This is a genomic window from Bacillus thuringiensis, from assembly GCF_001182785.1.
GTDB lineage: Bacteria > Bacillota > Bacilli > Bacillales > Bacillaceae_G > Bacillus_A > Bacillus_A thuringiensis_S.
This window is the reverse complement of the sequence record NZ_CP012099.1, coordinates 967,351-991,086: the sequence shown is the minus strand read 5'-3', so window position 1 is coordinate 991,086 and position 23,736 is coordinate 967,351. Positions and strand designations below refer to the sequence as shown.

Sequence of the window (23,736 nt, the reverse complement as noted above, 5' to 3'; positions counted from 1 at the left end):
TGTAATGTCCTTTCATCTATTTATTTTTTTATTAACGTTATCACCTTACCTTTCACCATTTCCACATTCTATACACCTTTTTTATTGATTTTTCTCTCCTCTTTCTTTCGCATATCCGCTTTTTTGTTCTTCTCGGCTCTATACCCAAAGTAAAGCAGCGCACATGTAGTAATAGAACCTACAATGTATCCTAAAAAGCCCCCTAACCAAAACATAAATTGCCCCCAATCCATTATAAATTTTATGTAACAGACATCTGTAAAACGTTCTCGGTACCTCCGTTTTTTATTACAGATTGAAAAATCCCCTTAACCATTCCATCCATGAACATTCTGTCTTCTCTATTTTGATTATTATCTATAAAGTTATTTATACCACTAATTCTTCCATTATCTCAAATAACAACTTTATTATTTATCATAAAGTTTGCACTCACATTACATATATGTAGCATCACTGTTTCTTTTCATTTCGCCCTTGCAACTGGAGTTTACTTCTACAACTTAAAAACAAAAAACCCCCTCAAAGCATGAACTTCAAGGGGTGAGCCTGTTTTTTATTTACTTATATACGTACAGCTGTACCACTTACAGCAACCATTAACATTCCATCACGTACAACCTCGTAATCTACGTCAATACCAACGATAGCGTTCGCACCTTTTTGTTTTGCAAGTTCTTTCATTTCGTCCATCGCAATATCACGAGCGTCTTTTAGCTTACTTTCATAAGCACCAGCACGGCCACCGACAACATCACGAACTGAAGCGAATAAATCACGGACAATGTTTGCACCCATAATAGCTTCACCATTTACAATATCGATATACTCAATAATCTCTTTACCTTGAATTCCAGAAGTTGTTGTTACAATCATGACTGACACTCTCCTAATAAGTTGTATTTTTGATAAGCTTTCTTATGACTTTATTATGACATGGAAAAAGTATCTAATCCATTGAATTACCTTACAGGAATGTGACAGTTTTGTAATAATAAAGCGCGCATTATGTTTAATTTTAATAAAGCGCTTTAATATCGGGATACATAAACGATTCTCTATTTTCTTTCCAATCCTTTTCTACTTCTTTAAAAGTTGGTCGCCCTAATTCTTTGTTATTTTCATATTTACTAAACCATTTTTTCACATACTGGTCTCCATTTTTATTTTGAACTGTACAAAGGAAACTATTACTGCTATCCTTTAATATTTTTACAATCACGAAAAGGCACCTCTTCCCTTTTAAATAACATGATAGAACTTGATCTTTTACTATAAGCCCTTCCTCTCTTATAGTCATACGACTCCTCGGCCGCGCCAAAGTTGTAAGATCAAAAAACGATATTCACTTTGTTTACACTTTTCATCATTTTATTTAAAGAAATCAGAGTTATAAGCATGATGCTTATCAAATATTTTATAGATTTCTAACTTATCATCTAATTTTGCATCTACTAAAATTAATATATTGCCATCGTAAATATATTCTTCATACTTTTTAGCATGTTCTTCTGGAATTCCTAACCCTATAAATGCTCCTATTAAACTTCCAGCTCCTCCGCCAATACCGGCTCCTCCAATAGCTGCTGCGATTGGTCCTGCTGCTACGATTGGACCCATTCCAGAAACGGCAAGTATACCAAGACCTGTTAATAAACCACCGAGTCCGCCTGCTACACCTCCTGCTACAAGCCCTGTCGTTGAAAAGATATCCGCTTTATGTGCAGTTTCATGATTTACTTTTTCACCCGATTTTTCTTCAAGGTGTTCAATTTCCTTTTGATCTTTCGCAATAGCTGAAATGTTATCTGCTGAGTATCCTTTATCATTTAATTCATTAATAACGAGTGCCGCATCATCAATTGTTCTAAAAACACCTACTATTTTTCTATCTAAATTCATAACTATTAACCTCCTAAAGTTTTATGTAATATATCTTTATTTTTCTTCATTTCTGTATACACTAATCTTCTTATTAACATAACCATTTACGAAGAAAGCGAATAGTAAAAGCACTACAAGTGAACTACTTAACAAGTAAATTAAATCAAATGTAATATCAATCATCATTTCATTCATGTATACCAGGCTCCTTTTTATTTAAAGTGAAAGTATATTTTGATAGACTAATCTACTAAACATAGACATCTTACAATTCATCTTCAATCAATCTCTTTGTAGTATATGTATACCCTTCCTAACCTTTTCTAAACGTAAAAAACTATACTTATATTTTTTCTTATTTATATGTTTAACATTTTTTAAAACGGGTATGTTTATATTGTTATGCTTACTATATGGAAAGGAATATTACGATGAACGCCATTCACTCTACTACTATTTCTTATAATGAAACACCTACAATAACTCAGATTCATCATTTTTATGCTTTAATGACAACATTTCAAGCTAATTTGTTTATAAGTAAACATGGAACAATGACATCAATCAAAAATTTAAGCACTCTAGTATCCTTTTTCCTTACTGTAAAAAAGAAAGATCTTATATTATTTATTTTTGAAGGAATAGATGCAAAAAGAGCTTTAAGAACACTCTTCCCTTCTTAGAATGTTTGTTACCCTCTATTCCCTCGTTTACTACCTTTCATATATGTTTTTATATTTCAAAATGATTTCCTCTATTAAAAAAGAACCCCCTAATATAATAGGGGGATTTCTAGTTTGGCCTTATGAAAACTGATATAATATATATTACGTTTTTCATTCTTTAAAATAGAAAAGTTTTAATAACCTTGAAGGTAGGAATTTTTAATGAACTCGAAAGCAAAATTTAGTATTCGTTACAAAATTATGGCTGGTTATTTAGTTATCATTTTGTTCTTACTTGTTTCTTTCATTATGTTAAACAATGAGATTTCCAACTTACAAAAATCTCGTAATTTTATTATTGATCACGATTTTAAAGTTCTCAATTTAACGAATCAAGTGGAGAAAGAGTTACTAACAATTGAAAATAAAGCGAAAGGGTTTATCATTTCTAATAACCCTAATTACGTGCAATCCCTTAACTCTGCGGAAAAGGATTACGAAAAACATTATCAAGATCTTTTTTCTTTATTAGAAGATAACCCCTCTCAGCAAGAAAAATTAAAACAGATTAACGAAAACATTAATAGTTGGATTAATAAAGAAATTCACCCACTCATTACAAATAATAATAGTAATAATGTACAAACAATTGACACGACTCAAATTCAGTCATTACAGTCGCAGCTAACTAACTTCCGGAGCACTGAGGAGCAACTAACGAAAAAAAGAGCTGCACAATTAGATATTGAAAATAATAAATTAGAGATTTGGTTATACAGTTTATTGTTCTTACTTTCTTTTATTTCCATTATCGTTTCACTCTATATTTCGAATTCCATTACAAAAACGATTAAAAATGTAATTCAAGCTATTAAATCCATTTCTTCTAAAGAAAAAATTACGGAAAGAATTCATGTAAATACACATGATGAAATAAAAGATCTTGCTCATACAACGAACCACCTACTAGACGAAATATCGAAAAGAGAGTGGTTACAAACTGAGCTCGCAGAATTAATTTTAATGTATCAAGGTGTATCTTCTATTGAGATGTTAGGTAAAAAAATTCTTAGTGGAATTATACAAAAAACGCAAACTTCTTGCGGTGCATTTTATCTACGTGAAGAATATGAAGAAACTGTCTACTATGTGAAAAAAGCTTCTTTCGCCGATCAAGGTGCTGATATTGGAAAACAATCCATTAAAATGGGTGAAGGTTTCATTGGACAGTCTGCCTTAGAAAAGAAAAGTTTTATTCTCAGAGACATACCCGAAGAGTTTCGTTATGTCACTAGCGGAGTATTAGAAATACGTCCTAAAAATCTACTAGTCATCCCTATCTTATTTGAGGATGAAGTGATCGCAGTAATAGAGTTAGTAAGTGTAACTGAGATTTCAGACTTACATCAAGATTTAATTCAACAAACTATTGATAATCTAGGTTTAACAATCCATAGCATTATAGGACGTATGCGAATTCAAACTCTTTTACATGAATCACAAGCAATGACAGAAGAGTTACAAGTTCAATCAGAAGAATTACAAACGCAAGCTGAAGAACTACAAATGCAAGCTGAAGAATTACGAACAACGAATGAACAATTAGAGTCTAGAACTGAAGAAGCTGAACAAAAGACAGCTGACTTACAAATTACCAAATCAGAATTAGAAGAAAAAGCAAGCGAGTTGTTACGCAGCTCAAAATACAAATCTGAGTTCCTAGCAAATATGTCACATGAATTACGCACACCGTTAAATAGTATTTTACTATTATCTGAAATGTTAAGAGAAAATCATGATAATCATTTATCGGATGATGAAATTCAACTAGCAACTGTCATTCATTCATCAGGGAAAGACTTACTTACTTTAATTAATGACATACTAGATTTATCTAAAGTAGAAGCAGGCAAACTAGACATCATTTTTGAAGCAACGAACATAAGTGACATGGCAGCCAATATGCATCAAAATTTTTTACATATAGCTGCACAAAAAAATGTCGAATTTACTATTGAAGACAGTGATATGATTCCTGATCTGTTTTATACAGATGCAAAAAGGATTGAGCAAATTATTAAAAACTTATTATCCAATGCATTTAAATTCACGGAAAAAGGATCCGTTTCTTTACATTTCGATTCAATAGAAACAACCAATTTAAGTCATGATATGCAGTCTATAAGTAAAGATTGGATTACAATTTCAGTAAAAGATACTGGTATTGGTATCGCTAAAGAACAGCATCAACTTATTTTCGAAGCCTTTCAACAGGCAGATGGAGCAACGATTCGAAAGTATGGTGGTACAGGATTAGGTTTATCTATTTGTAAAGAGTTTGCTAGATTGTTAGGTGGTTGGATTACGTTAGAGAGTAATGTAGGAGAAGGTAGTACTTTCACGGTATATATTCCTAACCTTCCAAATGGATTACATGATATACAGTTCTCCAATTTAGAAGTCGCAGCAACGATAGAAGATGTTATTCCTGCTGAAGTTGTTGAAGAAACTATCGTTACTACCGAAACAAATAACGTCTTCCAAGAGAAAACAATTTTAATTGTCGATGATGATCATCGAAATATATTTGCGTTACAAAATGCATTAAAAAAACAAAACGCCAACATTATTACTGCCCAAAACGGCATAGAGTGTTTAGAAATACTAAAAAGCAATACAAATATTGACCTTATTTTAATGGATATTATGATGCCTAATATGGACGGTTATGAAACGATGGAAAATATCCGAATGAACTTAGGGTTACATGAAATACCTATTATCGCATTAACTGCTAAAGCAATGCCAAATGATAAGGAAAAATGTTTATCTGCTGGCGCTTCAGATTATATAAGTAAACCATTAAACCTACATCAACTCTATTCGGTAATGAGTGTATGGTTAATAAAATAAGTGAGGTTTAGTTGGAGTGGAAAATAAGTATTATAATTTTGATCCATCAGTAGATACGGATGAGCGCACGAACTTAGAAATTGAATTACTATTGGAAGCGGTATTTAAACTATCAGGATTTGATTTTCGCCAATATGCTCGCACATCTATTTATAGAAGGATTTGTAATCGAATGCAGTTCTCTAATATCCCAACCATTTCAAAATTAATTGAAAAAGTAATTCACGAGGAAGGGGTTTTAGAACAGTTATTAAATGATTTCTCGATTAATGTAACTGAGATGTTCCGTAACCCTGCCTTTTTTAAAGCGCTAAGAGAGCATGTTATTCCTGAATTGAAAAAGCAACCTGAAATTAGAATTTGGCATGCTGGATGCGCAACTGGTGAAGAAGTATTATCGATGTCCATCTTACTTCACGAAGAAGGATTAAGTGAAAAGTCGGTTATTTACGCAACAGATATGAATACAAATGTGTTAGAAAAAGCAAAACAAGCTATCCTCCCGTTAAATAAAATGCAAACTTATACGAAAAACTATTTACAAGCTGGCGGTACACAAGCATTTTCTAACTATTATTCAACAGATAATCGTTTCGCTTATTTTAATCCATCACTGTTACAAAACATTATTTTTGCACAGCATAATTTAGTAACCGATCAATCTTTTAACGAGTTTCATATTATACTTTGTCGTAACGTTTTAATTTACTTTACAAGTAAACTTCAAAATCAAGTGCAGCAACTATTTTATGAAAGCTTAAGTCACAATGGATTTCTATGTTTAGGAAATAAAGAAACTCTTCGTTTTTCAAATATAATGCCGCATTATACCCAATTTAATCCTAGTGAACAAATTTATCAAAAAATACAATAAAGTGAAACTTTAATCAGTGGGGGGTATCCCCCACTGATTATCAGCCCTCACCAATCGGGCGTTTACGGGCAGTTGATCTCCCACCTACCTTCTTTGCTTCAGACTAAATTTTTTGGTGGGAGTCTTACTGCCCGTTAATGCGGGATAAAAAGCGTATGAAATCCTCTGTTTGGATTTCATACGCTTTTTATTTCGCATTCGTTTGTATCATAATTAGACACATATCATCTGATTGCGCTTTCTTTTGTTCTTCCTTGTAAAACCCTTCTATCTCGCCTTCTAAATCTCCCCATTTTCTTTCTGTAAAAGTACGTAATTTCTCTTCAGACTCAAATTCATCATTTGCAATTGCTTCAAGAACACCATCTGTAAACAATAATATTTGAGCGTTCTTCTCAAAAGGTATAACTGTCTTTTTAACTTTTATTTCATCAAAAAATCCTACGGCACAACTCCCGCGATCTAGTTCAACTACATTTGTTTCATCAACTAAAACATATCCAGAAGGATGCCCTGCATTTACATATTCAACTGTTCTATCTTCTGTATTAACAACTAAGTATATCGCCGTAAAATAATAAGGAATATTATCATTTTCATTATGTAAAAGGGTCATATATTTATTTAATTCTTTAATAACGAGTTCTGGATCAATTAAACATTTAATTGTTTCACGTAATACAGACGAAATAAACATACAAACTAATGAAGCAGATACACCATGTCCCATCACATCTAATAATATAATACCGTAGCGATTTTCATCGATTTTATACCAATAATACATATCTCCAGCTAGTTTAAATGAAGGCAAGTAACTTGCTTCAATTTTTATATGATCTTCTCTTAATGGGCTACTTAATAAGTTTCTTTGTACTTGCGTAGCTAAATCTAGTTCATTCCGGAGATTTTCTTCTTGTTCTTTATGCCAATTTAATTCTGATTTCAAGCGTAACGCTACACGCATACGTGCTAATAATTCAACTTTATTTATAGGTTTCGTAATATAATCCATTGCCCCCATATCAAGAGCTTCGGCCAATTTATTTGCATCCTCTAAAGCTGTAACAAAAATAATAGGGATATCTTTAAACTTCTCCTCTTTTTGTAATCGCCTACAAACTTCAAGTCCATCAATTTCAGGCATCATAATATCTAATAGTATTAAATCAATTTCATTATGCCTGGAAGAATCTTTTCCAAACTGTATGTATTCAAAGAGCTCTTGTGCAGAATTGAGCGATACAAGATCATGATATCCGGCTTGTTTTAAAATCTTCTCAATTACAAATATGTTAACCGGATTATCATCGACAATTAAAATGGACACAAGTTATTTCCCCTTTTCTTATTTAAAATGTAAATCTATTATCATTTTCTATTTTTCTAGTATTACATACTCAGTTACAAAATGAAAATTTCTTACTCAAACATATTTATACAACAAAAGAACAAACCCCTAGAAATAGGAATTTGTTCTTTCACTCTATAAATTTCTACTTTTAATTTAAAACCATTGCTTTATCAGTTAAAAGACGATCTAATTCTTCCATATGATTTGTTTCATCTGCAATCATATCTTCTAACTTTACAACTAACTCTGTCATATTTAATTTCGCTGCCTGTTCTTTTCTCGTTTCATAACGCTTAATTGTCTCATATTCTGATTGTCTAGCGGATTCTAACATTTCTCTAACATCTTCTACTTGTTTCACTGGTAAAGGGATTGTAGTAGGTGTACCACCTAACGTCTTAATTTTCTCCGCTAAATATAGGGCATGTCCTTGTTCATCACTAATTTCAGATTCAAAGAAAGGTTTTAACACTTGTCTATATATACCAGAAACTGTAGCTGCATTATGGTTATACATAATAATTGCTGAGTATTCTCCTGCTAAATCTTCATTCAATCCTTTGATTAGTTCTTTCACATCGTGTGACATTTTCATATCTCCTCCTATACTTAATAAGTACCCCTTTTCTCATGTTTTAAACATCATTATTTTAAATTTTTATGTATCTAAAAATGCTGCTTGCTTCAATTTACTTATCGCTTGTCTTTTAATACGAGAAACGTGCATTTGTGAAATACCTAACCGTTCCCCTGTATCTTTTTGATTTAAATTTTCTCCAAATATATAATGAATAACGCTCTTTTCCGTATCATTTAATACGTTAAAAATATCCTCTAAAACGAGACGTCTTTCTGTCTGTTCATATCCTTGCTCTACTTCACCTACAGATTCAATTCTCGCTACCGAACTTCCATCAGATGAATTTTCAACTACATCATCTAAGGAAGATACTCGATAATTATTTTTAGCATCCATAATCTCTAGAACTTCCTCTTCCGATAGTCCTAAATGATTTGCAATTTCTATTATCTTCGGTGAACGTTGCAGGTGATCTGTTAACTCCTCTATCGCAAGTTTAATTTTCCCGCCTAAATCTTTAATTCGCCTTGGAACGTGAATGCCCCAAGTTTTATCACGTAAATACTTCTTTATTTCACCTACTATTGTAGGTATTGCAAACGGCTCAAAAGCATTCCCTATCGAATAATCATACCTTCTTATTGCGCCTAAGAGCCCTAACATCCCTACTTGTATAATATCCTCATGCATCGGCCCGCCTTTTGAATAGCGATATGCAATGGAATATACAAGATTTTTATAATGATCAACTAACCTTTCCTGCGCTTCATTACATTGGTTTTGTTGGAATTCTGCAATTAGCTTAATAACGTCTTCTTTAGTAAGAGTTGTAGGTTGAGATTGGATTTCCATCATTCTCCACCTGCTCTCTTTGTATATATTTTGTCATTAAAACTGTCATGCCCTCATCATGCATAATCTGTATATCATCCATTAACGTATTGATTAAATATAAACCTAAACCATTTTCCGGCAAATGTTCTACTGGTTTACTAATATCATACGGACCAACTTTCCTTTTTAAGCTGCTAAAATCAAAGCTAACCCCATTATCCGCAACCATAATTTCTAATCGATCTTCATATAAGCCAAAGACAATTGTAATTTCTCCGACGTCTTCTTTGTATGCATGTTGTACAATGTTTGTACATGCTTCACTAATAGCAATTTTCATATCTTCTATATCGTCATAAGCAAAGCCCATTCGATTCGCAACACCAGCCATTGTTAAACGAATAATAGCCACATATTCTGCCTTTGCAGGAATTTTCATTTCTATCTTTTCAAATTTCTCCATCATCCCTAGTCACCTTCTTTCTACTTTTTCAAAATCGGAATTCAAGTTTAATATTTCTGTTAACCCTGTAATATCAAATAATCTTTTTAATCTTTTAGATACACCGATAAACTCTAGCTTGCCATCATTTTTCTTAACTGCTTTTAATAGCGCTATAAAAACACCTAAACCAGTACTATCCATATAATCTACCTTGTTAAAATCTACTACGATATAAACCTCTTTCTCGCTTGCAATAGGCATAATCTTATTTTTTAAATCTGATGCCGTATACGCATCAATTTCACCATTAAGTTGTACCGTATAACCTACATCATTTTGCAAAATATTTATTTCCAAATTCATCATTTCCGCCCCCTTATCTCGAACTTTTACTATTTAATTATCCATAAAAATTAGTTTTAAACATATTTTTTTATTTTCATTATAAATAAATTTTCTACACCTTTCTCGGCTTAACACTTAAAAAATACTACCGAATGTTTAAACCTTATAAATTTGTGTATGTATAATGTATAAACATTATTTTTAGGGGGATCTATCTATGGAAGAGCACAACTTTAAAAAGGGAGATTTTGTTCAATTTTCTTATCGACACGATCATGCTACAACGTTAGTTGGTTCCATTATTAACATACTAACAAATACAATTGTAGTTGATATAGGTAATAGCGAGGACTTATCTCATATAGAACCGAGGCAGGTCGTAAGAATAAATAATTGTGAAAAAGTAACGATGGTTTAATACATAATAGAAAGTGTAATTTCAATGAGCGGGGGGCCTTCATCCCCCGCTCATTCCTATGCAGATTACATAAAAACAGCATCCAAATTAATTTAATTGGATGCTTTTTTATGTATATTTATCAGTTCATTCACTTTATAGTTATATATAATAAACTTAAGATTACTATTCATTATCATACTTACGCTTTCCGCAGCATTCTAGAGAAGAATGTAACGATTAAAATAAAGACGATTGCACCTAATAACGCTGGAAGAACAAAAATGCCTCCCCATTCAGGACCCCAATGACCAAATAATGCACTACCTACCCAAGATCCAATTAAACCAGCAATCACATTACCAACTATACCTAAAGGAAAGTCTTTTCCCGTAATCATTCCGGCTAACGCACCAATAAGTCCACCTACAATACACGTAATAATAAGTCCCACAATTAAACCTCCTATATTGTTTTTATATTTGATTTATCAAGCTTTGGTATGTAACCAAAGCTTGATAAACATGTATTATTCTTTATTATCCAACCCATCACTTATCTTTTGTTTCACTTTTCCGACTTTTTCTTTTATAGTTCCCTTCGTCTTCTCCCACTTTCCTTCATTTTTCAACTCTCTATCTTCAGTAATTTCACCAATCCCTTCTTTTACTTGTCCTTTTTTCTTTTCAACTTTACCTGTAATTTGTTCTTTTAGCCCGCTCTCACTCATATTTCCCATCTCCTTTTCATAATAGATTTATAGATTTAAAGGATACAAATTAAATAGAATACGTGCATCTTCTTTCTTGTAACCATTCACCAGCTCTTTCTAAATCCTTAACGAATAACAAGATTTTTCCTTCATCCAGCTTTTCTTCATAAAAGTTCGCTTCTTCCTCATTAAGCCCTAACTCTTGCATTTTATTTCTTAACTGATCTCCTGTTTTTTGAAAGACGTTAATAATGCTTGTCCCAAGTCCTTCCTCTTTTATCCCAATTGTATTCACGTCTGCATTATCTGCAATTCTATCTGTCCTCTCTTTCTCATGTGTTAACACATAAATATCTTTTTGTTCTATTCCTTTCTTCACTAGATCATTTGCCGCATTCATGACCTCTTTCTCCGTAATAAATTCATATACAAAAGGTTTACTATACTTCGTTTCCATCTTTAACTTCCTCCTTTAAAATGAATTATTTGTTATATTATATGTAGTACACCCATTTTCAAAATGTTAAACATAAAATATGAAAAAAGTTATGTGAATTTTGATTTTAATAGAAAATGAACAACATCATTTACCACTTTAAAACATCTTCTCCTTACAATAACTACCTGAATTAACAGAATATTGTTATAATTAAACTTGAGGAGGGATACTATGAAAAAAATCATATCTATATGCGCTCTAGCCGCTCTATCTTTTACTTTAATAGGCTGTACAAACACCTCGGCTACAGATAAAACTTCGCAGGCTAAGCAAGAACATACACAAAATACATTTCAATTAAATTCCGCTAATATTACAGACATTGAAATACTCAAAACAACAAATAATACTACTTCCAAATCTCAAACAGACAATGAAGAAATGATAAAATCTATCGTTTCGGCAGTTCAAAATGGAACACCTAAAACTATCACTTTAGATCAAAAAAAGAAACAATCTGCGCATTCTACTATGACCGTTACATATAAAGATGACTCAAAAGAAGAATTTTTTGTTTGGATTGATAATAAGGAACAAATTACAATTGCTAAAGATGAGAAGAAAGATAAGGTAGAAAGTATGATCGTGAATATTAAAGATGCTAAAATGATGAAGGATTTCTTTTAAAATTCTAGTTAACGTAAAAAAAGAGTAGGATTACATCCTACTCTTTTTTTACTCATGCCCAATAAATAGACTTTTATAAAAGCTATTTAAGGTCTAATTTTGCTAAATCATGTTGTAAAACATTATTTCCTTCTTGTGGGTTAAATACGATTGCACTAAGACCAAAAACATTCGTAACAACATCTCTATCTTTCGGACGAATGATTCTTACTTCATAAGCAAAAAGTCTTGGAGGAAGAGCTGCTGAACGGAAAGTAACATATCGATTAGGTGGCAATGTTTGCGTTGAAGGGTCTATTAATGGTAACAATACCGGAGAACCAGATGACCAATCAAACATTTCAACAGTTACTCTACGAGTATCGTCAGGATCAACATTCATAGCATCCACAGTAAGAAATAACGTAGCGGAATGTCTACGTAATATACCCGTTGATAAAGTTTCATTATGATGTTCACAGCATTTTTTTGGAGGGTGACCATAGCCATAACTCATACCAATTCCCCCCTTTCATTTACAATTAAGGACAAGTATTCCTTATAATATATAATGCTAGTATTCTTTTATTGAAAGGTATAAAAGCGGATTTCCATCTATATTTTTAGATATTTTGTTTTTTATTTATTCGCTCTTAAAGAATAAAGTGAAACTTTAAATCAGCCCTCACCAATCGAGGTCTTACTCCCCGGCAAATAGCGGCATAAATCTATTTTGAAAAGGACCTGCTCCATTCATTCATAAAAGCATAAAGTAAATGGAATCCGTTAAAACACATGAGTGACCCCTTGGTTTTCCCTTCCTATTAAAAGGAGGAACTGTTATGGGCTTTGGTGGTAGTTGTGGGGGCTGTGGCTTCGCTGGAGGATTTGCTTTATTAATTGTATTGTTCATTTTATTAATCATCGTTGGAGCTGCTTGCTTCTGCTAAAAAACTATCGGAAAAGACACTTTTATATGAGTGTCTTTTCTTCATAAAAAATACGCAATGTGCAGTTCAAGTGTAACTAATACTTTAAAGATGTAGTATTACATTCCCCCCTCCAAAATGAACTTCGATACTATAAATTTCGTTTAGGTGCAATCTTAAAATTTTAGTTTAATAGCAATATGGTGAAACCCTATTCCAGATAATATTGCTATTGCAGTAAAGTAAAACAAACTGGACAACCTAGATTTCAAACTGTAAGATTAGATGTTGGTGAAATCGGGCAGCAAAGCATATATAGAAAATAGGTGTTAATTTTGAAAATCAATAAAAAATTCGAACCAATAATTTTTAATATCTTTATGATTTTAGGTATATCTAGTATTATCTCTTTCGTCATGGTTTCAATGAATGTTGGATATACAGCTTTATTTCTCAAATTATGGATGAAAACATGGGGAATTGCTTTCGTACTTGCATTTTTAGCTTCTAAATTATTACCCTTTGTAGTTAAAAAGATAATGAAAATCTTCACTTTTGTTGAGAATGATGCTTAAGAATAAAGTGATGTACTACTCCTGTTCATTCCAGTTAAAAGAATTTATTATCACAAAAACTTAACCTAGTAAAATGTTTTAAATCGAAGGAAGACATCTTACAGATTGTCTTTTCTTTATAAGTAAAAAAAGCCCGCCTATTTCCGTAGGCGGGCTTTATCTTTATTACACAATACGAAAGTATACTCTCTTTTTCACTGAAATTTTATGTAATTATACATATTCATGAAAATAGCAGAATTAAAATATACCAAAATAAAAAATGAGCTAAATCTTCTAAATAGCTATAAGTTGTTATGACAACATATTTTCCACTTTCAACTTAGTTATCATTAGAATGTTTTTCTACAAAATCAAGGATTCTAGCATTAACTTCGTTAGAGAACTCACCATTGATTGCATGAGATGCATTTTTCCAATTAACTATATCAATATCTTTAACGTATTTTTTTCCAATTTCAACTGCTTTTACCGAATTGTGCATTGTACTTTTTTCAGCCATAAGTGCAAGCACTGGAATATCAATACTTTTTAAGTCCTCTTTACTAAATAGATCAGGCGCTGGCGTTTTCAGTTTATAGTTACGCATACCCGACTCGATTAACTTAGCGATAGGCTCATCGTCATTTGTTTCCGCTCCTCCAGAAACATAGCTTAACATCTTTTCTCTTAAAAACTTAGGTACAATAGGAACGGAAGCTGGAATAGATGCCAGAATCATTTTTATGGATATTTGCGCAAATACAAAGACTGGATCTAATAAACTAGCCGTAGCAATATGATCAGGATTATATCTGGCCAAGTTCATTGTTGTCCAACCTCCAATGGAGACACCCACGATATGCACTCTTTCTAAACCTAATCCTTCAATTACTTCATTTAACCATTCTGCTTGTTGTTTTTGGTTTTCAATCACCTTCGTTTGCACACTCATCCCAGGTTCACCTAGTAAATCTATCGTGTAAACAGGCCTTTTTTCTCTTAGACCTCCTAAATTTGGTACCCACATTGGAGTAGATGCACCACGTCCAGGGAGTAAGAGTATTGGTTCCTTATGTTTGTTTTCCTCTTTAGTAAAATAATAAGCACGAATTGTGCCATATTTCGTTTTTATATCTTTCATATCGTTAGGTTTTGGAAGAAGTGCCATTGATTCATCGTAAGCAATTTGAAAGTCTTCCTTTCCTTTTTCAGATGTAAAGTGACCAATCTTATTATCATCTCTCTTCATTTGAATTCCTCCTTTCTACAAATATATGGATGAACTTTATCTATATATTCATGGTAATCATCCATTGAATTTTTATCTTCTTTAAGACAAGACTCTTATTTAGAAAAAAGAAAATCGTACGTTTAAATGCAATTTGGCAACAAACTAACTGTTTTCTTGTACATTAATAGACAACTACTGCAAGAGTTATAGTTTTTATGTTTTCATTTATCTTTTAATCAGATGAATGCTTTTTTAGTACATAATAAAAAATATAAAAAAATATCCAGAAAAACTGTCACAAAATCTGTTTTTCTGGTTTCTCTATAATACAGGTATCAAATTGAAAGTGAGGTTTAAACGAACATGTTAACCGTAGAAAATGAAGAAAGTCATGCTTCTGATATGACCTTTGAAGATTTATTTAAGCAGTACTATGCTTACGCTGTGAAACAAATCATCTGGATTGTTAAAGATCAATCTATCGCTGAAGAGTTAGCCCAAGAAGTATTTTTACAATTATATCGTAGCGATTGGAAAGGAATTGAAAACATACCTGGATGGTTGATTAAATCTTCTACTTATGTAGCCTATAACCAATTTCGATCTGAAAAAAGGCAACAAGCGAAGATTGATAAAGAAATCCAATACCATGAAGTACAAAATGTTTCATCATTAGACGATGATTGGATAAGAAAAGAAGAAATTACAAAGGTCCAAACGATACTAAATAAAATGAATGATCGAGAACGAACCCTTTTACTAATGAAATTCTCTGGTTTTCAATATAAAGAAATTGCAGAAGTACTTCAAATTGAAATATCTTCTATTGGAACATTATTAGTCCGAGCCAAAATGAAATTTCGCAAGATTTATAAACAAATGGAGGAGGCATAACAAATGAAATGTTATGATATCGGGTTTATTCAAACATATATTGATGGAGAACTTTCTCATGATATAAGAAAGGAATTCACAAAGCACCTAGATACATGTGAAGCATGCCAAGATTTATTAATAGAAATTAGTAAATTAAATCAATGGGAAAACGTAATGCTAGATGAAGAATCTGCAAATTCACCACAAGAAATCAAAATTGATATAGAACAAGCATGGAAAACATTTGAAAGTCGTTCCAAGTTAGACAATGTTTCTAATATAAATCACAAAAAGCAACAAAAGAAGGGGATGTTTACAAACATGAGTAAAAAATCAAAACGTTTCATGTATACAGCAGTAGCTGCAGCAGCACTTTTCACAACAGCAATGATTCCACAAGTACAAGTAGCGGCTACAAATGTTGCTTCATATTTTTCTGATGCAATTACAAATGATAAAGTTGTAAATGAAGGAATAAGAGATGAAAATGGTGTCGTACAAGATATGATGAAGAACGGGAAATATATTCCTATTGATGAAAAAATTACAGATCAAGGTATTACTGTACATCTCAAAGAATTATTTATCGCAGATTCACGTATATCAGTTCATTATAGAATGGAAAAAGCTGACGGAAGTTTAGTACCATTTGAATTTGATACATCAGGATTAGATCTCCAAAGTGATGGTAAAATTAATGGGCAACAAGAGGAAAACCCTGAGATTAAAGATGATGGGAGACTATCATTTATCCAGGATTCAGATGATCGTCTTCCTTTTGAACTTATAGCAGCAGGTAAAAAATTAGATGAAATAGGCATTCGTGATAATGATAGACCTGAAGGTGTTTCTACATTTGTTATAACGACTGAAGAAAAAGACGTTTTTAAACAGCCCCTCACTTTAGACGTAAATATAACTAGAATTGGAAAAGTAATTGGATCTTGGAAAGCTCAGATCCCAATTGATACTTCACATTTGCAAAAGAATACAAATTAACATGAAAAAAAGAATAGAACAATATGTATCTAATTCTCAGTTTATATGTTTTCTTGTTTTCGTGACATTTATTTCTTATATAGTTTTTACTCTATCTTTTATTCATGATTTAAGTTTATAACCTTAAATCAATCATTTAAGACCATTACAAGAAAAAGCCCCTAAAAAAAGTAGGGAAATACATAACCGGTTTCTTAACATATAAGGAATCGGTTATTTTGTATTTAAAATGCGTCTAAACGTACAATTTTCTTTTTATAAAAAAGAATAGACACCCTAAGGTGCCTTCCTCCGACTTGAACCATCTTAATTTTAATAATATGTATTGGACTCCCGTCCAACTATTATTTTACCACGTTAAGTTGTTTTATTTATTGAGAAATACAATAATTTATTTATGCTGGCCCTCTGTATTAGTTCATTTTGTAGTCCATGCAGCAATTAACAAAAGAACAATAGTAGTGAAAATGTTGATGAGCATTTTTATTAAACTACGCATAGGTAGAAAAGCAGATATATACTTCTCTACCTATCTTAATGTTATTCTTGTTTTAATTATATATATAAAGAAATTAAACCGGCTATAACAATCAATGGAAGGATTACTGCAAGTTTATTTTGTAGAGGGACACGTTTGTCTGGGACTCCTGGATGGATAACAAAGGCAAGTAAAACAATTGCTCCAATAATACCTAAAAGTATATTAATGATAATCATCCTCCTAAGGAATATTATCAAAATGATATCATATTTAAACATAAACAAAAAGGAATTAATGCTAATGATTACCAAATTCCCTATTTATACATTAAAAAACCCTCAAAGCATCTACTTTAAGGGGATTTCTCCTATCATCTTCTCTCTTCATACAATCGATTCGCTTTATACGAGCAAACGAAAAACATACATGTCGCAACGGGGATAAATGTCAAAAAAAGTCCTCTCATTAATGCAAATGGCGTTTCAAATAAGAATGACCATAGAAATGATACACCTTGCTTATCCCATAATCCTGGCGTCAAGTATAGTTCTTTCGGATTTACAAAGGCTCCTAAATTCATTGTATTACTATACATAAATAAAAATAATATCGGCAAATAACAGATTGCTAATTCTAAAAATGTTTTAGATAGACGCTTATACTTCCCTGCCCGTGACATTGGATCTGAAAAAATGTCATCTTCACTTTCTTCATCTACCTTTTTAAAATATTGCGTACCTGACCACCGATTACCAGCTATATGCTCCCAGCCACTATCTTCAAATAATGTGCAGTAATTAATAAAATCACTTTTTCTACTAAATACTCTATGGTCTATTTTAATCGTCGCATCTTCCGGTTCTGTATATCTAAATGTATAACCAAATGTATTACTTTCTAGTTGATAACCTTTCCAAGCCATCTCTTCTAACCATTTTTCCTCTTTCTCAAAATCTAAAAAGAATTTCAATCTCCACATCATCATTTCCCCCTAACTATACGTGTAATAAACTTTTTGTAACCGCAATAATATGCTGCATTCTCATAAAGTCTAAGTGTAATACTTCTTTCCCTCGTTCCGTAATGACATACACTTTTCTTCGTTTATCTTCACTTTTTACTGATTCTATTAATCCTTGTTTTAATAAATTTTCAACCGCGCCATACAGTGTACCCGCTGCGATTTTCACTTGATGATTACTCAGTTCCTCTACCTTTTGCATAATTAAATAACCATGGGCTGGTTCTAATAAAGCTAAAAGAACGTAATACGTTGTTTCCGTTAATGGTAAATTTTTATCTCTATTCATAAAGACCTCCAATGTAACGATAAGTATATAGCTAAACTATATAGTTCAACTGAATAGTTTCATTTTATACAGTCAGACTGTACATGTCAAATGTAGGAATAACTTTATAACCCAAAACAAAAACGCTACCTTTTTAAAAGATAGCGTTTTTGTTTTACCCTTGCTTATTCTTCGCCTTCATTTGCTCTTCATAAACAAACTTCGCGGTCATAAAGTCGTTAGGAAAATCTCCCAATGCCTTCTTCATCACGTTCAATTCTTCTTGTGATTTAATCTCTACTCCGTTTAAGAAATCAAATGCTTTTGATTGTTCCTCCGCAACAAAGTTTTGTGTCATATAGTCATCTTGGAAGTCTTGCTTCGCTTTTTCTTTCACTTTGTTCATTGCATCTGTTTTGTTTATGCTTTTCATAGGGTTTTCGAATGCTCCAGTAGGTTGTTCCGGTTTTGGCTCTTCTTTCTTTTCCGGCTGTTGCGCTGGTGCTGGTTGTTGTGGTTCTTGCTTTGGTTGTTCTTGTTGAACCGGCTGCTGCGCTACTTGTTGCTCTTTTTTCGCTAACTCATCTTTTAACTTCTTCACTTGCTCATCAAGAGATTTTTTTTCAGTTTCTAACACACTCATATCACTTTTCAACTTTTGCGTCTCTTCAAAATGTTCATCTACTAATTTATTATATTCTTTCTCAGAGTACATTTTTTCACTGGTTGATGTCGTTTTCTCTTTCGTAACAACTACATTAATAATTATAAATAAGGCTACAATTCCTATTAACGCAGCGAAAATCTTCTTTTTATTCATGATTAATCCTCCAAAATGTAAAATTTCAAAAATTATCATAACAGACCAATCCGCTTTCACCTGTCATATTTTGTCGAATCAATATAATAAAAAAAAGCATCTGAAACAGATGCTTTTTCTCATTCTTAATACGTAAACGTAATTGTCACTAAAGAATACCCTTCTTTCGAATTGTAAGGCTCCGCTTTATAAGAAACTCGATTTGCCCCTTGCGGATAATCGATTTCGCCAATTGCCTTTTTCACATCTTGCAGTGCACCATTCATTGATTGCTTGTACAGCACTTCAATTTTCTCTGGTTTCGCACTATAACGCTGCTGCATTTTATTTTTTAATTCAGTATAGTTGTTTACGATATATTCATTTCCTAAATAGTTTAACTTTGTATCTTTTAATATTTGCTGATATGCAGGCGTTTTCGTACTACCTGCCGCAATTTTGTTTGTCAGTGTACTATAATAATTTGTTGTAGCTTGCGGATAGTCTCCGCGATTCCACTCATGATTTCTTGCGATTTGTTCATCTGATAAATTGAAATACGAATACGTTACGCGGCCCTGCTCATCTGGAACCGGATCATCGAATGTTGTATCAAGGTGATACCATTTGTTTTCGATTTTCACTAAATTCCAAGCATGAGGTTGTCCGTCCCCAGTTCCTGTCACGAAATGATTTTCAATTCCTGCTTCCTTTAATAATTGATAAGTTAATAGTGCGTAACCTTGGCAAACCGCAGAACGATTTACAAGTGCTTCATATGCTGTGTAAGCTTTATAAGACGTATCATAAGAAACATGTTTTACTACGTAATCATGAATCGCCTTCACTTTTTCGTGATCATCCATTCCAATTTGAGTAATAGAAGAAACGATTGCTTTCGCTTGTTTCATGACATATTCCGTCTGTTCTTTCGTTTCACGATATGTAATCTTAAGCGTAAATGTATAATTTCCAGGTGATCCAGAAAGTCCATATGAAACATTCGATCTATTATAATTTGTATACTCATTTTTACTTGCAACTTCTTTATATGCGTTAAAAAGTGTATTCATCACTTCGTCTGTATTATTATTTTTCGTTTTATATGGAAGTGTAATAGTCGTTTCATACGTATTAATACGCTTTTGTACTTCCTCTTTAAAAGCTGTTAATAATGCCGCATCTCCTGTGTCTTTCACATCAGCATTTTTATACTTCAAAGTTTTATATAAAAACTGCGCATACTGTTCACGTGTTACTGTACCATACGGTTCAAAATTCCCGTTCCCTGTGCCATCTGCGATTCCATTTGACTGCACCGCACTAATTGCATTTTCTGCCCAAAATGGATTTGGAACATCCTTAAAGGTATGTTTTTGTTTAGCCGCAAGATGGAAAGCATTTGTAAGAATTTGTGCCATTTCCGCACGACTCACAGAAGCTTTCGGTCTAAACTGGCCGTTTTCATCACCTTTAAAAACTCCTAAATTCGTTAAAGTTAATACCTCTTCTGGGAACATTGTAGAACTTTGATTAATATCACCGTAAGGATTTTTAAACGTAGATCCATCCTTTAATACGTAACGAGTTCCATTATTACTAAACGAACCGCCTTGTTTATTCGGTACTAACACTCGATAAATTAAAGCCGCAACTTGCTCCCTTGTCGCAACATCTCCAAAACCAAATATCCCATTTCCATAACCGGAAATAATATTCTTACTCGCTAAATCTTTAATCGCAGGATATGACCAATGTGATGTCGGTACATCAGAAAAAACACCCACTTCAGCAGCTTTCACATCGCTGCCATTTGTATATAACAACGCACCACCAATAAGTGATAATGATGTAATTGATTTTAATAGTTTTGTATACATAATGTCTTCTCCCAATACATTCTCTATTTTTGTTGGTTTATGTCGAAAAATCTAAAAATATGACAAAATATATTATACAATTAAAAGTTTTTGATGGATATATTGAATTTTAAAATATGCAAAAATTCATATTGTTATAAGGATTCATAGTAATATTATGTTGTTTTACTTGCGAATATATAAATAAAAAAACGCTCATTTGAGCGTTTCATCTATATACCTAATAATTACTTTTTCTTCACTTAGAACTCTTCTTCGGTAATAATCCTTTGATATAACAACTCTTTATACTTCAATATTTCATCAGCCCCACGGCTCTCCATGCGTATATTGTATAACACTTGTTGTATTGACCTCTGATTGGTCCGTTGAAACATTTACTCCATTTAATAGTATGACCGTAATTATTAATCCAATTGAACTGCTGATGATCCTTTTCATTTTAAAGCCCCTTTCTGAAAACCTTTTTCTTTTTCTTTATATCCTAAATAGAAGTATTCACTAGATTTTATTGAATTTCCTTCTTCATGATATTTAACCGCTAATTTTTCAGCATATTCCTGGACATATTGCCATAAACCTACTTCATTAAAGAAAGAAATTCCTTTAGAAATGGCTAACTCTAATTCTTCAGCAGAAACATTCTCATTCATTTCTTTTAGAATTGTAAAATGATGTTCATATTCTTTTTGTTCCAGTTCATTACAAATTATTAATCCTTTTTCAATTAAGGACGCTGCAAGCTTTGTCTTTCCTAACTTTAAATTCTCTCTAGCTTCCAAAAAAATCGCTCTAAAGTGATTCGGAATTTTTTGTGATACTTCTGATAAGTAACGAAGTGCTAAATCAGATAGGTTTTGCTCTGCATACATAACCCCTAAACTATGTCGAACTCGTAACATTAGCTCCTCTTCATTCTGCTTTTTCAAAATATCCAGAGACGACATGAAATAAACTTCTGCTTGTTCAAATTCATTTAGCTTTACACATGCTAAACCCAGAACATTGTCACATGCTGCCACCTTCCTGCTATACCCGTACAGCCCTTCAAATGTATTCCTTGCTCTAGTTGCATATTGAATTACTAAAATAGGCTGGCAAACGTGATAATAATAGCTTGATAGCTTAAAGTTAAATTCTGCTTTTTCGATTGGATCCTGAATATTTCCCAACAAAGATTCTGCTATTCCATAATGCTTTTCAGCCACTTTAAAATCACCGTTTACTGTAGCATGAGAAGCCTTAAAGAAATGGTAATAATATAATAAAGATTCATCTGATGGAGCTTCATCTAACTTCATTTTTCTTAGATCATTCTTAGATATGTCAGATTGATGGGGATAAAACTCTGCACTTAACATTTTAAATCTAAAATCTACAAGTGAATAAAACTCTGTATTCTTTCGATCTTCTTCCATACTATTAACTTTTGTATCAATACTTTGTTTTAATTCCTTTGCCTTAGAGAAATTCTGTGAACGAATTTCTCTATACCACTCATGTAAAAGTAAATTGATTTCTTCCTTTTTTATTACATGTACACTCCTATAGCCCCTTCTCCTTTGTCTATAGATTACTAACATAATAACAAAAATCTCCCAGTAAAACTTTTAATTTTCTGAATATTATTGTTTCAAAAAAATTTCTCAATACAATCCCACCATTTTACCCCTTTAAACTATAACTTGTTCTGTTCCTTATTCGTTTCTATGTAAAAATAACACATCATTATTAATAGTGATGACACATGAAAGTCTATCCTTTCATAAGAAAGCCTCTTTTCTTTTGTACATTATATCCATTAGGGCTCATTTATTTTTTACAAAACCCACCCTTTTGCTTACAACGGCGACGGGGAGCGGGTTTTTTGTTATCTTTTTCTAAAATTTGTTTCCTAAAAACATACGCAGAAATTTTACGTACAATGGTTTTCACAAATACTTTTAGAAGTTCAAACAAAACTCCATTAGAGATAGTTTTATTAAATTTTTCACTACTAGCCGCAAAAATATCTTATAATCTCTATATAACAAATTAATGTATTAGGAGTAGATAAAATGCCAGTTACACTCGAACTTATTCTTTTCATTCTTATAGCAATTAGTGCTGTTGGCTATTTAATAAAAGAATTTCAAAAAACTAGGAAACGAACATTTGGAATTTCACTAGAATTTTTAGTTCTTTTCTGGTCAATATGGAGAATATCAACTATCATAATCTAATTTATAAAACATGAATTCCTTCAAATGAAGTGAAACACTAATCAATGGGGGTTTTACGGGATAAATTTACCAGTATTTTCACCACAACATTCATGTTAAAATCCCTTGTGAGTACGACATAACTCGACCTTATGAAGCTCCGCAGCTTTTATCGCGGAGCTTTTTTATTAAAATTAACGCTTTTGTTCACTTTTTTGATACATTTACGAAACATTCATATGTTACGTTATATAAGTCCTTTTTTAAATCTTATTCATTCTAGCAAAAAGTCCTAGTCCCCCTAGGGCTTTTTTGCATTCAAACAATGAGTTGTATTTTTTCTCAATAACCGAAACTACTTAACATGGTAAAATAATAATCGGACT

31 protein-coding genes are annotated in these 23,736 nt (G+C 32.2%); 9 read left to right on the top strand and 22 right to left on the bottom strand.

Features of this window, described 5'->3' with window-relative positions; all coding sequences use genetic code 11:
• Positions 1–68 precede the first annotated feature (68 nt).
• From AC241_RS34635 to AC241_RS34630, 5 genes are all read right to left on the bottom strand, one after another.
• Positions 69–215, bottom strand: a complete 147-nt coding sequence (locus AC241_RS34635; RefSeq protein WP_016082623.1) for a hypothetical protein — start codon at positions 213–215, stop codon at positions 69–71.
• A 349-nt stretch (positions 216–564) separates the two neighbouring features.
• Positions 565–876 carry a heavy metal-binding domain-containing protein gene (locus AC241_RS05120; protein ID WP_000637505.1) on the bottom strand — a complete coding sequence of 104 codons (312 nt, stop codon included), beginning with the start codon at positions 874–876 and terminating at the stop codon, positions 565–567.
• A 142-nt stretch (positions 877–1,018) separates the two neighbouring features.
• Positions 1,019–1,222 (bottom strand): DUF4028 family protein, encoded by a 204-nt coding sequence (locus tag AC241_RS05115; RefSeq protein ID WP_050844809.1) that lies wholly within the window; start codon positions 1,220–1,222, stop codon positions 1,019–1,021.
• A gap of 149 nt (positions 1,223–1,371) precedes the next feature.
• A complete protein-coding gene (locus AC241_RS05110; protein ID WP_050842762.1) occupies positions 1,372–1,902 on the bottom strand; it encodes a general stress protein in 531 nt (176 codons plus the stop codon).
• A 36-nt stretch (positions 1,903–1,938) separates the two neighbouring features.
• The gene (locus tag AC241_RS34630) at positions 1,939–2,079 is read right to left on the bottom strand and encodes a hypothetical protein (RefSeq protein WP_001004567.1); all 141 of its coding nucleotides are present in this window, start codon (positions 2,077–2,079) and stop codon (positions 1,939–1,941) included.
• Between the two features lie 236 nt (positions 2,080–2,315).
• Here AC241_RS34630 and AC241_RS05100 point away from each other — a divergent pair, with 236 nt between their 5' ends.
• The 3 genes from AC241_RS05100 to AC241_RS05090 all read left to right on the top strand — a co-directional run bounded on the left by AC241_RS05100 (position 2,316) and on the right by AC241_RS05090 (position 6,336).
• Positions 2,316–2,567 (top strand): hypothetical protein, encoded by a 252-nt coding sequence (locus AC241_RS05100; protein WP_000991350.1) that lies wholly within the window; start codon positions 2,316–2,318, stop codon positions 2,565–2,567.
• Positions 2,568–2,771: 204 nt separating this feature from the next.
• On the top strand, positions 2,772–5,462 hold the full coding sequence (locus AC241_RS05095; protein WP_050842760.1) for an ATP-binding protein: 2,691 nt from the start codon (positions 2,772–2,774) through the stop codon (positions 5,460–5,462).
• 16 nt (positions 5,463–5,478) lie between these two features.
• A complete protein-coding gene (locus tag AC241_RS05090) occupies positions 5,479–6,336 on the top strand; it encodes a CheR family methyltransferase (protein ID WP_050842759.1) in 858 nt (285 codons plus the stop codon).
• 187 nt (positions 6,337–6,523) lie between these two features.
• Here AC241_RS05090 and AC241_RS05085 read toward each other — a convergent pair whose 3' ends face one another.
• From AC241_RS05085 to rsbV, 5 genes are all read right to left on the bottom strand, one after another.
• The gene (locus AC241_RS05085) at positions 6,524–7,666 is read right to left on the bottom strand and encodes a fused response regulator/phosphatase (RefSeq protein ID WP_029442048.1); all 1,143 of its coding nucleotides are present in this window, start codon (positions 7,664–7,666) and stop codon (positions 6,524–6,526) included.
• 172 nt (positions 7,667–7,838) lie between these two features.
• Complete coding sequence (locus AC241_RS05080; RefSeq protein WP_050842757.1) at positions 7,839–8,279, bottom strand: ferritin-like domain-containing protein; 441 nt, start codon at positions 8,277–8,279, stop codon at positions 7,839–7,841.
• A 69-nt stretch (positions 8,280–8,348) separates the two neighbouring features.
• Entirely contained in the window at positions 8,349–9,125 is a 777-nt protein-coding gene (sigB, locus tag AC241_RS05075) for an RNA polymerase sigma factor SigB (protein WP_002083014.1), read from the bottom strand.
• Positions 9,088–9,570, bottom strand: a complete 483-nt coding sequence (gene rsbW, locus AC241_RS05070; RefSeq protein WP_029442046.1) for an anti-sigma B factor RsbW — start codon at positions 9,568–9,570, stop codon at positions 9,088–9,090. The genes sigB and rsbW overlap by 38 nt, the downstream gene beginning before the upstream one ends.
• A gap of 6 nt (positions 9,571–9,576) precedes the next feature.
• The gene (gene rsbV, locus AC241_RS05065) at positions 9,577–9,915 is read right to left on the bottom strand and encodes an anti sigma b factor antagonist RsbV (protein ID WP_029442045.1); all 339 of its coding nucleotides are present in this window, start codon (positions 9,913–9,915) and stop codon (positions 9,577–9,579) included.
• Between the two features lie 196 nt (positions 9,916–10,111).
• Between rsbV and AC241_RS05060 the strand changes: the two genes are divergently transcribed.
• Positions 10,112–10,312 (top strand): hypothetical protein, encoded by a 201-nt coding sequence (locus AC241_RS05060; protein ID WP_029442044.1) that lies wholly within the window; start codon positions 10,112–10,114, stop codon positions 10,310–10,312.
• Positions 10,313–10,493: 181 nt separating this feature from the next.
• On the opposite strand, the gene AC241_RS05055 is transcribed toward AC241_RS05060, so the two are convergent.
• From AC241_RS05055 to AC241_RS05045, 3 genes are all read right to left on the bottom strand, one after another.
• Positions 10,494–10,745 (bottom strand): GlsB/YeaQ/YmgE family stress response membrane protein, encoded by a 252-nt coding sequence (locus AC241_RS05055; RefSeq protein ID WP_000522903.1) that lies wholly within the window; start codon positions 10,743–10,745, stop codon positions 10,494–10,496.
• A gap of 75 nt (positions 10,746–10,820) precedes the next feature.
• On the bottom strand, positions 10,821–11,021 hold the full coding sequence (locus AC241_RS05050) for a CsbD family protein (protein ID WP_029442042.1): 201 nt from the start codon (positions 11,019–11,021) through the stop codon (positions 10,821–10,823).
• 49 nt (positions 11,022–11,070) lie between these two features.
• A complete protein-coding gene (locus AC241_RS05045; RefSeq protein WP_048565188.1) occupies positions 11,071–11,460 on the bottom strand; it encodes a YflT domain-containing protein in 390 nt (129 codons plus the stop codon).
• A gap of 213 nt (positions 11,461–11,673) precedes the next feature.
• On the opposite strand from AC241_RS05045, the gene AC241_RS05040 reads away from it, so the two are divergent.
• Positions 11,674–12,129 carry a hypothetical protein gene (locus tag AC241_RS05040; RefSeq protein ID WP_050842755.1) on the top strand — a complete coding sequence of 152 codons (456 nt, stop codon included), beginning with the start codon at positions 11,674–11,676 and terminating at the stop codon, positions 12,127–12,129.
• Between the two features lie 82 nt (positions 12,130–12,211).
• Here AC241_RS05040 and AC241_RS05035 read toward each other — a convergent pair whose 3' ends face one another.
• A complete protein-coding gene (locus tag AC241_RS05035; protein ID WP_016082627.1) occupies positions 12,212–12,625 on the bottom strand; it encodes a hypothetical protein in 414 nt (137 codons plus the stop codon).
• A 325-nt stretch (positions 12,626–12,950) separates the two neighbouring features.
• On the opposite strand from AC241_RS05035, the gene AC241_RS32605 reads away from it, so the two are divergent.
• On the top strand, positions 12,951–13,058 hold the full coding sequence (locus AC241_RS32605) for a YjcZ family sporulation protein (protein ID WP_080990740.1): 108 nt from the start codon (positions 12,951–12,953) through the stop codon (positions 13,056–13,058).
• Between the two features lie 314 nt (positions 13,059–13,372).
• Entirely contained in the window at positions 13,373–13,612 is a 240-nt protein-coding gene (locus AC241_RS05030; protein WP_029443021.1) for a DUF2798 domain-containing protein, read from the top strand.
• Positions 13,613–13,934: 322 nt separating this feature from the next.
• Here the strand turns inward: AC241_RS05030 and AC241_RS05025 are convergent, their stop codons facing one another.
• On the bottom strand, positions 13,935–14,843 hold the full coding sequence (locus AC241_RS05025) for an alpha/beta fold hydrolase (RefSeq protein WP_016082629.1): 909 nt from the start codon (positions 14,841–14,843) through the stop codon (positions 13,935–13,937).
• A 345-nt stretch (positions 14,844–15,188) separates the two neighbouring features.
• Between AC241_RS05025 and AC241_RS05020 the strand changes: the two genes are divergently transcribed.
• Both AC241_RS05020 and AC241_RS05015 read left to right on the top strand, forming a co-directional pair.
• The gene (locus tag AC241_RS05020; protein ID WP_050842753.1) at positions 15,189–15,719 is read left to right on the top strand and encodes an RNA polymerase sigma factor SigX; all 531 of its coding nucleotides are present in this window, start codon (positions 15,189–15,191) and stop codon (positions 15,717–15,719) included.
• A gap of 3 nt (positions 15,720–15,722) precedes the next feature.
• Complete coding sequence (locus AC241_RS05015; protein ID WP_050842751.1) at positions 15,723–16,700, top strand: DUF4179 domain-containing protein; 978 nt, start codon at positions 15,723–15,725, stop codon at positions 16,698–16,700.
• A 555-nt stretch (positions 16,701–17,255) separates the two neighbouring features.
• On the opposite strand, the gene AC241_RS34625 is transcribed toward AC241_RS05015, so the two are convergent.
• The 7 genes from AC241_RS34625 to AC241_RS04990 all read right to left on the bottom strand — a co-directional run bounded on the left by AC241_RS34625 (position 17,256) and on the right by AC241_RS04990 (position 22,732).
• Positions 17,256–17,417, bottom strand: coding sequence for a hypothetical protein (locus AC241_RS34625; RefSeq protein WP_000583951.1), 162 nt, complete (start codon positions 17,415–17,417; stop codon positions 17,256–17,258).
• Positions 17,418–17,551: 134 nt separating this feature from the next.
• Positions 17,552–18,163 (bottom strand): DUF2812 domain-containing protein, encoded by a 612-nt coding sequence (locus AC241_RS05010; protein WP_002100804.1) that lies wholly within the window; start codon positions 18,161–18,163, stop codon positions 17,552–17,554.
• 13 nt (positions 18,164–18,176) lie between these two features.
• Entirely contained in the window at positions 18,177–18,491 is a 315-nt protein-coding gene (locus tag AC241_RS05005) for a PadR family transcriptional regulator (RefSeq protein WP_001078063.1), read from the bottom strand.
• 154 nt (positions 18,492–18,645) lie between these two features.
• Positions 18,646–19,290, bottom strand: coding sequence for a hypothetical protein (locus AC241_RS05000; protein WP_050842749.1), 645 nt, complete (start codon positions 19,288–19,290; stop codon positions 18,646–18,648).
• Positions 19,291–19,415: 125 nt separating this feature from the next.
• Positions 19,416–21,149 (bottom strand): S-layer homology domain-containing protein, encoded by a 1,734-nt coding sequence (locus tag AC241_RS04995; protein ID WP_050842747.1) that lies wholly within the window; start codon positions 21,147–21,149, stop codon positions 19,416–19,418.
• Between the two features lie 303 nt (positions 21,150–21,452).
• A complete protein-coding gene (locus AC241_RS32595; protein WP_000821342.1) occupies positions 21,453–21,590 on the bottom strand; it encodes a Phr family secreted Rap phosphatase inhibitor in 138 nt (45 codons plus the stop codon).
• On the bottom strand, positions 21,587–22,732 hold the full coding sequence (locus tag AC241_RS04990; protein WP_043938265.1) for a response regulator aspartate phosphatase: 1,146 nt from the start codon (positions 22,730–22,732) through the stop codon (positions 21,587–21,589). Before AC241_RS04990 ends, AC241_RS32595 begins: the two co-directional genes overlap by 4 nt.
• Between the last annotated feature and the right edge of the window lie 1,004 nt (positions 22,733–23,736).